This window comes from Treponema vincentii (assembly GCF_018336815.1).
In the GTDB taxonomy this organism is placed as follows: domain Bacteria; phylum Spirochaetota; class Spirochaetia; order Treponematales; family Treponemataceae; genus Treponema.
The window spans coordinates 718657-733891 of the sequence record NZ_CP050497.1 but is presented as its reverse complement, the minus strand read 5'-3'; the positions used below and the strand labels follow the sequence as shown (position 1 = coordinate 733891).

The window sequence follows — 15235 nt, the reverse complement described above, 5'->3', positions numbered from 1 at the left end:
GCTTTGGCGGAAAATTTCAGGAGAACACCGGCAATCGTGATACGATCGGCGGCATGGATTTTTTATAGTATTATGATATGATGCCGGTATGGATCACGTATATTCGATACAAGAGATTACCGGCATTATCAAGTCGCTTTTTGAGCAAAATTTTACCTCCCTCCGCATCGCGGGGGAGATTTCCAACTGCCGCCCTTCAAGCACCGGACACCTCTATTTTACCCTAAAAGATGAAAAAGCCGCACTGCAAGCGGTTATGTTCAAAGGCCGAACATGGACGCTCGGCTTTGAGCCGAAAGACGGGCTCAAGGTTGTGGTATCAGGTTCGCTGTCGGTATATGAGCAGCGGGGTTCATATCAGATAATCGTTGAAACGATGGAGCTTGCCGGAGAAGGCGCTATCCTGAAAATGCTGGAAGAGCGGAAGCAGAAACTCGCGCGCGAAGGCCTTTTTGACCAAAGCAGAAAGCGCCCGCTGCCGTTTTTCCCGCTCCGTATCGCTGTGATTACCAGCCCAACGGGTGCCGCCCTGCGCGATATCCTCACGGTACTTTCGCGCAGGAACCGCACGGTAAGTGTTACCGTGCTTCCCGCTCCCGTACAGGGAGCTGAGGCGGCGCCTGTGTTGGCACGGCAGCTGGAAACCGCCAATCGGTATAAGCTCGGGGAGCTTATCATTATCGGAAGAGGCGGCGGCTCTTTGGAAGACCTGTTGCCCTTCTCCGATGAGGCGGTTGTCCGCGCTGTGGCCGCTTCTGAAATTCCTGTCATCAGCGCAGTCGGGCACGAAATCGACTGGGCGCTCACCGATTTTGCAGCGGATGTACGCGCGCCTACGCCGTCTGCTGCCGCCGAACTTGCCGTACCGGTCTTAGATGAAATCACCGATACCATTACTCAAATACAATCCGATATGCTGCACAGTATCGGCCGCGCAGTGGAAAGAATACGGCTTACGATTAAAGGTTTTACACCGGAGTCGCTTGAGATGAAATTCCGCCGCATCGAGCAGCCGCTTTTAATGCGCCTTGACGATGCAAAAGAAAATCTGCTGTACACGATGCAGGCGCGGCTAACCGACACAAAGCACCGGCTTGCTTTATTGAAACAAACCATTGAAGGGGCAAACCCGCAGGAAATTCTCAATAGAGGATATTCTATCGTTTACAACCGGCAGACGGGGTTCGTACTCCGCCGTGCGCAGGATGCAGTAGCTGCCCGCGAACTCCGCATTAGGCTCGCCGATGGTGAAATTACCGCTTCTACTGAAGGGTAGCATGACCGTAAAAATAATCCGGTGCGGGTGCCCTGAATTACACGATATTGACAACCCAACCCTTTTTATTTACAGTTAAAAAAAGATTTATAGAACGCAAAGAAAGTCGCTGTATCGTTTAACGACTTTCCCTCAGTGTGTTCAAAATTCTTACTAAGGAGCGTAAAATAAAAGCCGTACAAATAGCACGGCTTTTATTTACCCAAGTTTGCTCGATCGCAAACTTGTATATCATCTGCACGTTCTCACTTCGTTACGGACGTGCATAAAAAGTCAATCGAAAGTTGATACTTTCTTCTTGACTTTTTATGGGAGGTAAATATGAAAGTAGCTATTAACGGATTTGGCAGAATTGGTCGGCTCGTGTTCCAAGCATTGGTTGAACAAAATTTGCTTGGGAAAGATAAATTCGATGTCGTTGCGGTTGTCGATCTTTCAACCGATGCAAAATATTTTGCATATCAGCTTAAATACGATTCCGTACAAGGCAAGATGAATGCCGAAATCGGTACAAAAGGTGATGATGTACTGGTTATCAACGGTCACGAAATCAAATGTGTCTCCGGAAAGGGCTTAACTCCCGCACAGCTTCCGTGGAAAGAATTAGGCATTGATCTTGTTATCGAAAGTACCGGCCTTTATACAAATGAAAAAGCCTACGGACATTTGGAAGCGGGTGCAAAGAAGGTTATTATTTCCGCACCCGGTAAGAGCACCGATGCCGCAAAACCTATTAAGACAATCGTTATGGGCGTTAACGAAAACGAATATGATCCTGCAAAACATCACGTCGTTTCCAATGCGAGCTGTACCACCAACTGTTTGGCTCCTATCGTTCATGTCATCTTAAAAGAAGGTTTCGGAATTGAAACAGGATTGATGACGACGATCCACTCCTATACCGCAACGCAAAAAACCGTTGACGGTGTTTCGATGAAAGACTGGCGCGGCGGACGGGCAGCAGCTATCAATATCATCCCGTCTACAACCGGCGCTGCTAAAGCTGTCGGCGAGGTATTGCCTTCGACAAAGGGAAAGCTGACCGGTATGTCCTTCCGTGTACCGACCCCCACCGGTTCGGTTGTCGATTTAACCTTCCGTGCAACAAAAGATACCTCTATTGAAGAATTGGATGCAGCATTCAAGAAAGCTTCCGAAACCTATATGAAGGGGATTTTAGGCTATTGCAACGAAGAAATCGTTTCCACCGATATTATTCACGACAAGCGTTCTTCGATCTACGACAGCAAGGCAACGCTCCAGAATAACCTTCCGGGCGAAAAGCGCTTCTTCAAAGTAGTTTCGTGGTATGATAACGAATGGGGCTATTCCAACCGCGTTATCGACCTGCTCAAATTTATGAATAAATAACTTCCCTGCAGCGCTGTAGAAATGAATCAACCTGTTTGGAAACTTCCGTTTCTGAACAGGTTACCTTGAAATGCGATGTTTTTGCAGCGCTGACCTTTCCTTATAGATGCTATTTATCAAGTTACGGGGAGATTTGGAATCTCCGTTCTTCCCGTTATGAACTCATCGATACGATATATCTCCCCTACAAAAATTATTATTCCGAAATGGTAAAAGCGGAAACGCGGAATATATTAATTGTGCCTGATGGGAAGGCTTGCAGTTAAGAGTATAGGATAAGTTAAGAGTATAGGATATTGAACAATCAGTCTAAATATAGTAATATAAAAAGACTGGAGACTTGTATGATCACAAATGTTCAGGAATGTATAAAACCGATTTCATACATAAAGACAAATGCCGCTGATATGATGAATTTTGTGAATGACAGAAAAGAACCGCTTATCATTACACAAAATGGGGAATCACGGGCAGTTTTAATTGATGTTGAGTCATATCAGGAAATGAAGAATGCGTTTACTTTGTTGAAAATAATTCACCTTTCTGAAAAGGATGTAAAAGCCGGGAAAACGAAACCTGCTTCGGAAGTTTTTACAAATTTGCGAAGGCTGTATAATCTTGGAAATTAAAGAAGTTATTGTTTCGCAATTTGCAGAAGATGATTTGAATGAAATTGTAGAGTATTATTTTTCTTTAAATCCTAATTATGTAGAGAACATAGTTTCTGAATTTGAAACAAATATAATGTCCTTACAGCAGTATCCGAAACGTGGAAGAATGGTTCCTGAATTGGAGCGGCAGGGAATTTCACAATATAGAGAGTTAATTCAAGGGTACTATAGAATTGTGTATGAAATTTCGGAAGATAAAGTAATAGTTCATACAATTATTGATGGTCGGAGAAATTTTGAAGATATAATAATTTCAAAATTGTCTCGTTATTATGGAAATAAAATCTAATTCCCGCGTCAACCAGACATTATAAAGAAAAAATATTATATTTTTACCATATTTAACAGAATAAATTTTCAAGGCAAAAAAGTTGCTTATTATGATTCAACGACAATATCAAGGAGTGCCTGAACTCCTGCCCCGTGTAGTTTCAGAAACGCGCTTTACTCGGCTTTTTCCAAGGTCAGTACCATGCTGTCAGGGATGAGTTCCCCGCGGACGTGGGGACTTCCAACGGTGGAAAGCTCCAGTACGCATATACGGAGATTTTGCGGCAAGCAGTAACAGGAGCTGATAATGCCCCATGTTTTCCCCTTACGAAGCGAAAAATACAGCCGCGTATCGTTATCTTCAAAACAAAGCTTTATATCTTCTTTTAGAGGAGAAACACACTTCCAGCCTAACCTAAAGACCGTTTGAACGGACTCGGACGAAACGGCTAACTGCCAGCGCTTTCCCGTTATAATCGGCCGCAAAGTATAGTATTCACTACCCGTATAACGGAAGAGGTTTATGCAAGCGGTCAACCGGAAAGATCCGTCTTTTTCTGCCTGAATAAGGGGGGCATGACACGCTGCCGTTTGAGTTTCATCCCTGCCGAAATTACGGGCAGGCGGAAGAGGGGTTTTGCGTAAACTGCGGCCGATCCCCTCTAAGACTTCTTTTTCAAAAGGAATAACCTCACCGGTATTATCCGGCCCGATATTGAGAAGATAGTTACCGCCGCCGGATACGACACGGCGTAAACTTCCGGTTAATTCGGTGATTTTTTCATCAATGCTGCCGCGTTCCTGCCAACTTTTATATCCCCAAGTTTCTTTATAAATAGAAGCCGGCGTTTGCCATGGAATGTTTAATTCGTATTCATTTACCGGCAGTTCGGGCATTGCATTATCAGGGAGCGTAGCAAAGTCGCCCATATCGTTCCATATACGTCCGTTAATCATGATGTGTTTTTGGAGCGAATGTACAAGCGCATACATATCTTGTGATTGTTCGGCAGTCGGGTACCCCATATCGAGCCATAATTCACAAATCTCACCGTAATTTGTCAGCAGTTCGGTTAACTGGGCACAGTTATATTCATGGTGTTTCGGCGGAATGCGGTCGGAATTATGAGCGCTTATCGGAAGAGCATCAGGGCAGTGCCAGTCGATGAGTGAAAAATATACGCCGAACGCAAGCCCTTCTTTTTTACAAGCTGCACTGAGTTCGGCAACGATATCCCGCTTACAAGCCGCATTCATGCTGTTATAAGATGTGGTCTTTGTATTAAAAAGACAAAAGCCGTCATGATGCTTTGAGGTAACCACTATGTAGCGCATTCCGGCAGCCTTAGCGAGACGGACAATTTCTTCCGCATTGAAATCCGGTATGAGAAATTCATGCAGTAAAGCTTCATAGTCGGCTTGCGGAAGCTCCCCGTGAGAAAGTATTTGTTCACAATAGCCTCTTTTGACGGGAACGCCCTTCCAACAACCTCCCGCAAGCGAGTAGAGGCCTAAGTGGATAAACATACCGAATTGCAGGTTTTGCCATCTCCGTATTGCCTGTAATTGATGTTCCGTATATAAACTTGTTTTCATATATCCTCCGGACAGCGTCAGGGTATTAAATCCTCCGCACGAATAATAGTGTGTATGTGCAACTATTGTACTTGATATACCGGCAAAATAAAGGGCGATTTTGATGGTGTTCAAAAAATGACCCTTTTTACATAAAATGCCCCCTATTTTTATATCAGCATACCTAATTTTAAAATTTCAACGCTTTCAAACCGGAAGAAGTGGTGTAATACTGTATATATGTTAAGTAAGAGTATAAAGCGGCAACTGCTTGCACATTGGCAGTTTTATGTGATTATCGCCTTACCGATGCTGTATTTTATCATATTTAAGTACGTGCCGATGTACGGCATCCTACTCGCCTTTAAAAAATACCGTATTTCGAAAGGTATTTGGGGAAGTCCGTGGGTAGGTTTGGCGCAGTTTGTTAAATTTTTCAGTAATCCTTCTGCGCTGCAGATTATGTGGAATACGTTCATCCTGAGTATGTATGCGCTTTTTGCCTCAATTCCGATTGCGGTTATTATGGCGCTTGCGCTGAACGAAACGCAAAGCAAGCTCTGGCGTAAATCCGTTCAAATGGTAACGTATGCGCCGTATTTTATTTCGACAGTGGTTATGGTCTCAATTTTGATGCAGTTTATGGATCCTGCGTTGGGACTGTTCAATGTGATACGGGCGGAATTCGGGCTTGAGCCCTTAAATTTTATGGGGGAACCGAAACTTTTTCGGCATATTTATGTGTGGTCGGCCTTATGGCAGAATACCGGTTACAATGCCATTATTTATCTTGCGGCGCTTACCTCCGTCGACCCCGGATTGTATGAAGCCGCGCGTGTAGACGGCGTAAATAAATTTCAGAAAATTTGGTATATCGATTTACCCTGTATCAGAAACACGATCGTTATCATGTTTATTTTGAACATGGGGTTCGTTATGAGCTTAGGTTTTGAAAAGGCCTTTTTGATGCAAAATCCGCTCAATCTTGAAACCGCCGAAATCATGTCGACGTATGTGTATAAGATGGGATTGGTCAATAACGATTTCAGCTACTCAACCGCCATCGGCGTTATCAATTCTCTTATCAATGTAGCGCTTATTCTTCTTTTTAACTATCTGGCGAAGTTGCGGCAAAAGGATGGCGGATTATGGTAAAAACTCAGAACTTTATATGGAAGAAACAACAATCGTCGAAAATTCGAGAAACGCCTTTTGACAATCTCTTTAACGGGATAAACAATGTCTTTTTGGGCCTGTGTTTTATCATCGTTTTGTATCCGCTCTTGTATATTATTGCCTGTTCTTTGAGCGATCCTAAGGCAGTGATTGAGCATCGGGTTACGTTTTTTCCGGTCAATTTCGATTTGACGGCATACAAGGCGGTGTTTGCAAACAAGGATATCGGGCTGGGATACCTCAACTCCGTCATCTATGTGGCGCTGGGAACTTTTATCAGCGTGTCTCTTTCGATGCTGCTGGCATATCCGCTTTCGCGCAAAGAATTTTATGGAAGAAAATTCGTAACCAAGTTTATTATGGCGACGATGCTCTTTTCCGGCGGACTGATACCGCTGTATTTTGTCGTAAAAGGGATCGGACTTTACAATACCCGCTGGGCGCTTGTGCTCCCCAATGCGGTCAATGTGTGGAACGTTATCATCGCGCGCACATTTTTGCAGGAAACCATCACCAATGAGCTGTATGACGCTGCGCAAATAGACGGATGTTCCGATCTGCGGTTCTTCTTTACAGTGGTGATTCCGTTGTCGGGAGCTATTATCGCGGTGCTGTCGCTCTTTTATGCGGTAGTCCTTTGGAACAGCTATTTTGACGCCTTAGTGTTCTTGCAGGATAAAAAGCTCTACCCGCTGCAGATTGTATTGCGCAATATTTTAATCGTGAATAAGACGAACCCGACAATGCTGTCGGATGTAAGCGCGGCTGTCCGCGTACAAGGACTTGCGGAAACCGTCAAGTATGCGCTTATCGTGGTGGCCAGTTTACCGCTCTTGGTTATTTATCCTTTTGTACAAAAATATTTTGTAAAAGGCGTGATGATCGGCTCCGTAAAAGGCTAAAAGGCTCAAGGATACAGCCGAATAATAGGAATCGGCCGCCATGCGCTTAAAAACAGCAAAAATCAGGCTATAAAGCCGATTTTAGATATTAGACCTATTCTGAAACTTTCGTTTTCGAATAGGTCGACGAGTTCTAAATCGCACAAATAGCACGATTTAGAACATCGCATTTCAAGGTAACCTGTTCAGAAACAGAAGTTTCCGAACAGGTTTATTGAAGGAGGAAATATGAAAAGGATCACCGGTATTGTATGCGCTACGGCGCTTATTGCATGCGTTATCATCAGCGGATGCAAGGCATCGGAAACTGCGGAAAAAGGGAAGTATACGCCTAAAGGAACATACCCCATTGTTACTGAACCTATTACCGTGAATATTATGGTTGCGCAGCCGCCTTGTGTTGAAGATTTTAACACGAACGAATTTTCCAAATTTATGGAAGAGAAAACCGGCGTTAAAGTAAACTGGATTATGGTACCTGAACAAGCGGCGTCGGAAAAACTCCCGCTTACCCTTGCAGGCGGCGATTTGCCTGACGCTTTCTTAGGTATGGGTATCGGTTTTAAAGAAGAAACAACCTACGGTACGGAAGAAAAATTATTTATGCCGCTTAATAAATACTATTCCGACGGTACGCTGCCCAATTTAACGAAAGCCCTAGAGGATTTCCCCGGCGCAATGGGCTTTATGACCATGACAGACGGTAATATTTACTCGCTGCCTCGTTTGGAAGTTTGCTATCATTGTACGAATGCAGCGAAGATGTTTGTGTACAAGCCCTTCCTCGATAAACTCGGACTTAAAGTGCCGGAAACCATCGATGAGTTTTATGACACACTTGTTGCCATCCGCGATAACGATCCCAATGGTAACGGTAAAAAAGATGAAATACCGCTTGCCGGTTCCATTATCGGTTGGAATGATCAGGTTGAACGCTTTATCATCAACTCGTTTATCTACTGCGACCTTGATACCAATATTTCTGCCGATGCGGAATTAAACACCGGTTATTTGCTTGATAATAAAAAAGTCGATACCGCAGTAAATAAACCCGCATACCGCGAAGCGTTAAAATTTATCAATAAACTCTATAAAGAAGGCTTGATTTACAGCGGCTCCTTTACGCAAGATTCAAGTCAACTGACACAGCTTGTTGAAAGCTCTGCAGAACCGGTAGTCGGCTTTGTCGCCGGCGGCTGGAGAGGTCAATTCTCTTCATTAAGCGGAGAACGTTTCTTACACTTCCAAGCTATTGCACCGTTACAGGGACCGCAAGGAGTACGCGAAGCCGTAAACTTCTTGTCCGTACCGGGAACCGGCGCGCTCGTTCTTTCAGCCAAAACACCTCATGCCGAGGCAATTCTCCGTTACTTTGACTATATGTACAGTACCGAAGGTACGCTTAAGCAGAAGTACGGCAATGAAGGGGATGCATGGGCATGGGCAGCAGAAGGTGATGTCGGTTTGGACGGTCAAAAAGCAATCTGGAAGCAGTTGAAACCGTGGAACGACAAAGACCCGCAGAATGTAACCTTTATTCAAGGACAAACCATTGCTGAAATCTCATCCTTCCGGCTCGGGCAGGCTGTTGACCTCAGCGGCGACTACTATGCGCCGAAAAACCTTGAGAAAGTTCTCTACGATGAAACTCATAATCTGTATAAACCCTATGCGGATGTCAATAAAGAAGTGCCGCCGTTAAAGTACACTGCAGAAGAAATTGAAAAATTCTCTACAGTGAAGCAAGAGCTTGCCAACTATATCCGCCAGAGCGCCGTTAAATTCATGGTCGGTACCATGGATATCAACAGCGATACGGAATGGGATAACTATCTAAAGAATTTGGATAAGCTCCAACTGTCTGCAGTTCTTGAGAATATGCAGGGGGCGTATAATCGACAATACAAGTAGCCTTTTGAAAATATACGACGCATCTGCGTTGTCGCTACGCCGAAATAAATGCTCGACGTACAACAAGTACGCCTCCGCTTTATTTCGGCTAGGCTCCTTGTATCTGCATCGTCTATTTTCAAAAGCGTTGGCTGCGCAAAACCGCCATGGATGGCGGTGGTTCCACGCAGTATCGAGTTCGCTACGCGAACTCGTCGTCAGAACGCCCACGGATGGGCGGGAAATAAATCAGTAGCAAGTTTTGGCACAAAACTTGTTCTCTGCCGATGTAACAAGGATGTACATCGGCAGAGAAGTACAGGACGTACATTCTTCGGCTGCGGGGCTAACGGAAAAAAGGGATGGCTTGGCTGTTTGGACGATAACTGGAAGGGCGATAAAAACATTTGACAGATGGAAATTTCGGGGATATCCTTTATATAGAGTTATGAAAATGTTTTCTAAAAATGTTTTCATAAAGTTAGAGCCGATGTGAGGATGATATGAAAGCGTGGGAGTATATTTACGATTTAACAAAAAATGCTGTTCCCGTGGTATTGTCAGAAGACGAGCAAACATGGGCAGCTTCGAATGCTGCTGAAAAGCAGGCGGACGATCAACTTCGTATGTATTGGGCAAGCCATACGCCCTGCTCTCATGCTCCTGAAAGCCTGGTGATTGCGGCAGTCCAGTCCATAGAAGCGCTGGGGTGCGATGTAAGTGCCGCGGAGGAATTGTTTCCGGAGGGGCTTTCCGCACTAAAGCGGAATGATATGAAGGCGCTGCAAAGGATTACTGCCCGCATATTTAATATCCTTTTTATGTGTCCGAGCGATACTTCAAGCGACTATTGGAAAAGTAAGCTGTATCAAAACTTTAGTGAATATGAAAAAGTAATCGAGTTTCCCGAAGCAGCCACAGAAACAGTACCAAATGCTGTGTTGTACGATAAAACAAAGGCGGCATGGCTCGGTCGTTTATGCGGCGGAGGCTTGGGAACGGCGCTTGAGGGATATACAACGGCACAGCTGCAAAAAAAATTCGGCGAAATCCGTACTTATGTGCGTACCCCGAATACTTACAACAATGATATAACATACGAGATAGCATTTCTGGAGGCGTGCTGCAAAGTGCAGGGGATACCGACAAGCGCCGATATTGCCGACCAATGGCTGGAGTTAATACCCTGCGGCTGGTCTGCCGAACAGGTTGCATTGGATAATTTACGCAGAGGGATGTATCCCCCTGAAAGCGGTATGTTTAGGAATCCGTACCGTGAATGGATAGGCGCACAGATGCGCGGCGCCGTATGCGGTCAGGTAGCCCCGTTAAATCCTCATAAGGCTGCACTACTTGCATGGCGCGATGCGGAAATTTCGCACCACGGGAATGGAATCCTCGGAGAGGTGTTTAATGCCGTTTTGGTCAGCCTTTCATACGGGGAAGAGCCTATGCGGAGATGTTTGGAAAAAGCAGTCTCCTGTATCCCTAAGGATTCGGAATATGCTTCCGTGCTTCACTTTGCATTAGCACAGTGTATGAAAAAAAATGATTTTTATGAGGCATGGGCCGCATGCGAAGAAAAATATAAGCGGTATAACTGGATCCATGCGTATCCGAATGCGGCGGCAGAGGTGGTTGCGTTGTATTTCGGCAAAGATAATTTTAACGATGTTATGCACTATATTGCAATGTGCGGTCAAGATGTCGATTGTAACGCCGCACAGCTGGGAGCTGCGCTTGGTGCAAAGTTAGGCACACGAGGAATCGAAGAGCACTGGACGGATCCTTTTGATGATGAAATTATAACCTATTTACGGGGAAATAAAACGGTAAGTTTGCAAGAACTTATTAACAAGACCGTATCGGTTGTAAAACAATTAGAGGATGTCTGAAAAAAGGCTATGTGTGTCAGTCTGTTTGTACTGCTAAACGTGTCTATGTTTGCTTTCGGTGCAAAAGAGAACAACGGTTCAGAGGAGTCTCCCCTCAAGACGGCCGCCGGTAAGGTGAGCGCACCGGCTTGGAGACATCGCGGACTGTCCAGTCTTCAAGCGCATCGTCCGAAAGACGCGGCATAAAACGCTTTTGTTTTACCGTTTTCATAGAAGAGCCTGCGCCGACCGATTCATTCCACCAATCATATAAATGCACGTTTGTTTTTTACCCCTAAAAAATTATAGTCTTTTTCAAGAGAAATAAAGCCGATAGGATCGTACTCATAAAATTTTAGCTTTGCATCAACGGTATTCGGATGTGTTTCATAAGGCAGCCAGTTTTGTGGGATATAATTGTTTCCGATTATTTTTTTATAATCACTCGGCATTCCATACGAGTAAAGCAGCTTCGTGTTGGTGTCTACCGCCCACATTAAATTATTAAGATAGTTTTCAAAGCTTCTTCCCTTCGCTGCGTAGGCGGTAAATTTAAAGAAAATAAACCGTTGAAGCGTTTCCGCTTCAGCAGGAGCATCATACAGAGGTAAATCGAACGGATGAACACCCTCTATGCGGTAATAGGTTACGTCGTTTAGCTTATTAGTGATGCTAAAAAAGACAGCGGTACCGGGTACTTCTTCTTCATGGTAGCGATATGTTTTACCTTCCCGTCCCCAACCGTCATCGGGGCTGCAGGGTTCCCACCTAAAATCGGAATTAAAAAGCACTTCAACCGCCGGAGCGGAACCCTTTGAAGGGTTGGTAATTTTTGCCATGTGGATAAAGCATTCGCCCAGCTGTGCTTTTTCATAAATGCAATCAGGATTATTGGGATCGGGAAGAACTGTGTTTTCCGTCTGAGCAAAAAGAAAAGACGTAAACACTATAGCGCAAAAAAAGAAAATGATGGTTTTTAGTTTCATTTGCTATGTCCTATTATATGATGAGCCGATATCGAGCTCTTTTCGGTATTTTGCAACCGTGCGGCGGGCGACGGCAATACCGTATTTATCCTGTAATAAGTCGGAAATTTTTTGATCCGATAGCTTTGATCCTTTTGCAGCGTGTTCGGTCAGCAGCTCTTTGATACAATCTTTAACCCCTTCCCTCGTCGCGAAAATCCCGGGCGATGCGGAAATATCTGATTGCAAAGAAGCATTGGACTGCGATTGCAGCTTTACTGCTACGGAATTAGTAAAAAAGTATTGTATCTCAAAGGTACCCCATTGGCATTGCACATATTTTCCGGCAACCGTCCTCGATACCGTAGATTCATGGATATCCAGTTCTCTCGCTATCTGCTGTTGAGTAAGTGGAACCAATCGGCGTCTATCTCCGGTTAAAAAGAACGCTTCTTGTGCTGACACTATTTTACGCAATACCTCTATAATTGTCTTTTCTCGCTGATTTAAACTCCCAATAAAAGCCTTTGCCTTTTGTATCTGCTCTTTAATGTAGGTCTTTGCAGCTGTATCTTTGGTATGGCTTATTAAGTCCTGAAATTCGGGTGAGACGGTAAGGAGCGGCACTTCAAGATTATTTATTCTTACAGTAAATTCCTGATCATTCTGTTCGATGAAGGCTGTGGGAATAATATATTCATCCGGTGTTATATCCATTGTCAATGCCCTTCCTGGAAAAGGATTTAACGAAGCAATCAATGCAAGAATATCCTCTGCATTTTCTTGGGTCAATTTATAAGCGATTGTTGAATCCTCATTGACGGCACGAACAAGGGAGTACGGGCGGGCTTTTTCCAAATAGGCAAAATGATGCGCTAATATATCGATAGTATAGGCGTAAACGGGATCGATTTTTATCTTGTCATGAAATAAAATCTTTGCTTGCACCAAAAGCGATTGCTTAAAATTCTGCGTTGCGCACCCGATAGGATCAAGCCGTCGAACAACCGATAATGCATGAGATATTTTATGCCGTGTAAAAGAATATTCTTTCTCATTTTCTTTTTTAGAGAGCTCCGCTTTAAAAAGTTCGTTGAGCGGGACAACATGAAAACCGTCATTTGTCAAATTCTCAATAATCCGTTCGGCAAAAGAAGCGGTAAGCGGCTCGATCTTGAGAACAAACAGTTGTTCCAAAAGATGGCTTTGCAAACTCTGATGCTGAGGCGCCGGAATGTTTTCCAAAAAAGTTTGGAACGCATCGCTTGCTTCTGTCGAAAACGCTGACAATGTTCGCTCATTGCGGTAATATGAATCTGTCGGTTCGATTGATTTTGTCTGACCGGTTGACGGCACAGAGGGCTGCTGTGTTCCGCGGACAAGCTCCAAGGCAGGATTTTCAGCAAGCTCTTCTGTAATCCTTTCACGGAGTTCGGCAGTCGGCATTGCCAATACATCGAGTGATTGGATTTGACTTTGACTCATCCGCTGCTCAAGCCGTTGCCCAAGCGTTTGCCCCATCTGTTGCATCGTTATCGGCCTATTCGAAAGGTACACCCGATTGAGCAGGTGCAGCCGTGTAAAGAAGTGCCTGCAGTATTGGGCTGTGTATAGGAATATGGTTTAGGCGCTTTGATACTGTCATAAAGAAGGCTGTACCCTTCCATTGTAATACAGTATTGATAAAAAAGATTAACGAATACTGAAAAGAACGGTAGACAATTCCAATTTAACCGGATAGTGCCGTGCATTGCCCAGCCCCCGCCCAAAATATCGACAAATCGTACATTACGACCATGGTGGATATCTTCTGCCAAAGCCATAATATCAGGAGTAAGGTGAAAGTCCGATAAAAGCGTCAGGTTATGCGGAAAAGTTGTTTCAAAACCGATGCCTATTGCAGGCATCATTACGTGTTGTTGATACGATACTGCCGGTCCGGTATGCGGTACTTTAGGTAATGCTTCAGTCCACGGTTCATACATTCCGTTCGGTTTCAATTTCGCGTATTGCAAATAGCCGCCGTAGGAATGCCAGCTGATTGTTGAGGAGTAAAAACTGAGCATTGGTTCTATCGTCACTGCAATGCCGACTTTCCGCATTGCAGCAGATTGCGGCATCTGCATCTGTAACCCGAGTTTTGCTGTCCAGTTTAACCCACCAACAATCGTACAGTTGTGTTTTGAAAATTTTGTGATACCTGTCTGTGGAGGTATTGCGTCTATTCCTTCAAAGTCCGAATCGGTCATGGAGGAGGTAGACATCGGCTGCATAAACGAAATATTTCCTTCGATGTGAATGCCTTTAGGCAGATATAACCCGCCATAGAGCGTATACGAGGCCGAAGGCGTAAGCGGCCATTTTAGGTCACTTACTATTGCATCATAATCGCAAACATATTCGTGACCTTCGGCAATCATGGTGTTGACCGAAAAAGCAATAAATCCGCTTACCGGAAACTTTTTTACCTTTTCGGAATCTTCAAGCTGTTTTGCATCTTGTGCCAAAACTATGTGCGAGAATAAGAAAAAGATTATAACTGGTAGTAATAAAAAGCGATACGACCGCATAACGAAACTATAACCTTAATTTTTAATCTACTCAATATCCTGACATACTGCGCATGATAAAATCAAAAAGCTATTGAGCGAAAAATTATAAAAGTTACTTGACTTTTTAAAAGGGGGAGAGGTATTATGGAAGAAAGTTACCGTGCAAATTGTCCGGCGTTTTACGGCTGTATAGCCTTTACTGTAACGGCTATACAACGTATCAGTTTGTACAATCGGCGATAACTATATTACTTTTAAGGAGGAAACAATGAAAAAGATTGTTTCAGCAATGGCTCTGTGTGTTGTACTGTTCGGTACAATAATGATGGTAACCGGATGCGGCAGTAAGCCGAAAGCCGATACCGTGTGGAAGGTAGAAAAAATAACGGCAACGGGGGCAAGTATACCTGTTCCCGGTGAGATGTATTTTTGCTTCCATTCCGACGGTAATGCATACACTGCAATGAAAATGTTCACATTGACGGCATCAAAACTAGGGACTTACACTATCGGTAAAAAAGACATAACTATCAAAGGTGACACCGATGCAGTATCTTTCCCATATACATTAAAAGGCGAAAAGATGACATTGGATATCTCTGCAGATTTAGCGAAAAAACTTAGTATTCCCAGTCTTGCAGGAGCTGCAAAGTTCGAACTGCAGAAAGTCTCAAGCCCCTCTGCGGCGGACATAAAAAAAGCTGCAAAGTAAG

General features: G+C 44.2%; 12 protein-coding genes and 1 pseudogene. 9 read left to right on the top strand and 4 right to left on the bottom strand.

Annotated features, from left to right (window positions below; translation table 11 throughout):
* Window positions 1-88: 88 nt before the first annotated feature.
* The 4 genes from xseA (at window position 89) to GWP40_RS03340 (ending at window position 3607) form a co-directional block, all read left to right on the top strand.
* A complete protein-coding gene (gene xseA, locus GWP40_RS03355; RefSeq protein WP_212566046.1) occupies window positions 89-1276 on the top strand; it encodes an exodeoxyribonuclease VII large subunit in 1188 nt (395 codons plus the stop codon).
* A 321-nt stretch (window positions 1277-1597) separates the two neighbouring features.
* Complete coding sequence (gene gap, locus GWP40_RS03350) at window positions 1598-2647, top strand: type I glyceraldehyde-3-phosphate dehydrogenase (RefSeq protein ID WP_212566045.1); 1050 nt, start codon at window positions 1598-1600, stop codon at window positions 2645-2647.
* A 344-nt stretch (window positions 2648-2991) separates the two neighbouring features.
* The gene (locus GWP40_RS03345; protein WP_212566044.1) at window positions 2992-3276 is read left to right on the top strand and encodes a type II toxin-antitoxin system Phd/YefM family antitoxin; all 285 of its coding nucleotides are present in this window, start codon (window positions 2992-2994) and stop codon (window positions 3274-3276) included.
* On the top strand, window positions 3266-3607 hold the full coding sequence (locus tag GWP40_RS03340; protein WP_230974577.1) for a type II toxin-antitoxin system RelE/ParE family toxin: 342 nt from the start codon (window positions 3266-3268) through the stop codon (window positions 3605-3607). Before GWP40_RS03345 ends, GWP40_RS03340 begins: the two co-directional genes overlap by 11 nt.
* 155 nt (window positions 3608-3762) lie before the next feature.
* Here the strand turns inward: GWP40_RS03340 and GWP40_RS03335 are convergent, their stop codons facing one another.
* A complete protein-coding gene (locus GWP40_RS03335) occupies window positions 3763-5184 on the bottom strand; it encodes an alpha-L-fucosidase (protein ID WP_212566043.1) in 1422 nt (473 codons plus the stop codon).
* A gap of 219 nt (window positions 5185-5403) precedes the next feature.
* Between GWP40_RS03335 and GWP40_RS03330 the strand changes: the two genes are divergently transcribed.
* The 4 genes from GWP40_RS03330 to GWP40_RS03315 all read left to right on the top strand — a co-directional run bounded on the left by GWP40_RS03330 (window position 5404) and on the right by GWP40_RS03315 (window position 11026).
* Entirely contained in the window at window positions 5404-6318 is a 915-nt protein-coding gene (locus GWP40_RS03330; protein WP_212566042.1) for an ABC transporter permease, read from the top strand.
* A complete protein-coding gene (locus GWP40_RS03325) occupies window positions 6312-7241 on the top strand; it encodes a carbohydrate ABC transporter permease (RefSeq protein WP_212566041.1) in 930 nt (309 codons plus the stop codon). Before GWP40_RS03330 ends, GWP40_RS03325 begins: the two co-directional genes overlap by 7 nt.
* 228 nt (window positions 7242-7469) lie before the next feature.
* Window positions 7470-9152 carry an ABC transporter substrate-binding protein gene (locus GWP40_RS03320; RefSeq protein ID WP_212566040.1) on the top strand — a complete coding sequence of 561 codons (1683 nt, stop codon included), beginning with the start codon at window positions 7470-7472 and terminating at the stop codon, window positions 9150-9152.
* A 482-nt stretch (window positions 9153-9634) separates the two neighbouring features.
* Window positions 9635-11026, top strand: a complete 1392-nt coding sequence (locus GWP40_RS03315) for an ADP-ribosylglycohydrolase family protein (RefSeq protein WP_212566039.1) — start codon at window positions 9635-9637, stop codon at window positions 11024-11026.
* Between the two features lie 94 nt (window positions 11027-11120).
* Here the strand turns inward: GWP40_RS03315 and GWP40_RS03310 are convergent.
* The 3 genes and pseudogenes from GWP40_RS03310 to GWP40_RS03300 all read right to left on the bottom strand — a co-directional run bounded on the left by GWP40_RS03310 (window position 11121) and on the right by GWP40_RS03300 (window position 14477).
* Window positions 11121-11991: pseudogene (locus tag GWP40_RS03310) on the bottom strand (hypothetical protein).
* A gap of 3 nt (window positions 11992-11994) precedes the next feature.
* Entirely contained in the window at window positions 11995-13491 is a 1497-nt protein-coding gene (gene rpoN / locus GWP40_RS03305; protein ID WP_230974574.1) for an RNA polymerase factor sigma-54, read from the bottom strand.
* An 11-nt stretch (window positions 13492-13502) separates the two neighbouring features.
* On the bottom strand, window positions 13503-14477 hold the full coding sequence (locus GWP40_RS03300; RefSeq protein WP_230974573.1) for an omptin family outer membrane protease: 975 nt from the start codon (window positions 14475-14477) through the stop codon (window positions 13503-13505).
* 313 nt (window positions 14478-14790) lie between these two features.
* On the opposite strand from GWP40_RS03300, the gene GWP40_RS03295 reads away from it, so the two are divergent.
* Window positions 14791-15234, top strand: coding sequence for a lipocalin-like domain-containing protein (locus GWP40_RS03295; protein ID WP_212566036.1), 444 nt, complete (start codon window positions 14791-14793; stop codon window positions 15232-15234).
* The last annotated feature ends 1 nt before the right edge of the window (window position 15235 follow it).

Bases quoted from the DNA above. Each gene is read 5' to 3' on its own strand.
- xseA (WP_212566046.1), top strand. From the start codon at position 89: ATGGATCACGTATATTCGATACAAGAGATTACCGGCATTATCAAGTCG.
- gap (WP_212566045.1), top strand. From the start codon at position 1,598: ATGAAAGTAGCTATTAACGGATTTGGCAGAATTGGTCGGCTCGTGTTC.
- GWP40_RS03345 (WP_212566044.1), top strand. From the start codon at position 2,992: ATGATCACAAATGTTCAGGAATGTATAAAACCGATTTCATACATAAAG.
- GWP40_RS03335 (WP_212566043.1), bottom strand. From the start codon at position 5,184: ATGAAAACAAGTTTATATACGGAACATCAATTACAGGCAATACGGAGA.
- GWP40_RS03330 (WP_212566042.1), top strand. From the start codon at position 5,404: ATGTTAAGTAAGAGTATAAAGCGGCAACTGCTTGCACATTGGCAGTTT.
- GWP40_RS03325 (WP_212566041.1), top strand. From the start codon at position 6,312: ATGGTAAAAACTCAGAACTTTATATGGAAGAAACAACAATCGTCGAAA.
- GWP40_RS03320 (WP_212566040.1), top strand. From the start codon at position 7,470: ATGAAAAGGATCACCGGTATTGTATGCGCTACGGCGCTTATTGCATGC.
- GWP40_RS03315 (WP_212566039.1), top strand. From the start codon at position 9,635: ATGAAAGCGTGGGAGTATATTTACGATTTAACAAAAAATGCTGTTCCC.
- rpoN (WP_230974574.1), bottom strand. From the start codon at position 13,491: ATGGGGCAAACGCTTGGGCAACGGCTTGAGCAGCGGATGAGTCAAAGT.
- GWP40_RS03295 (WP_212566036.1), top strand. From the start codon at position 14,791: ATGAAAAAGATTGTTTCAGCAATGGCTCTGTGTGTTGTACTGTTCGGT.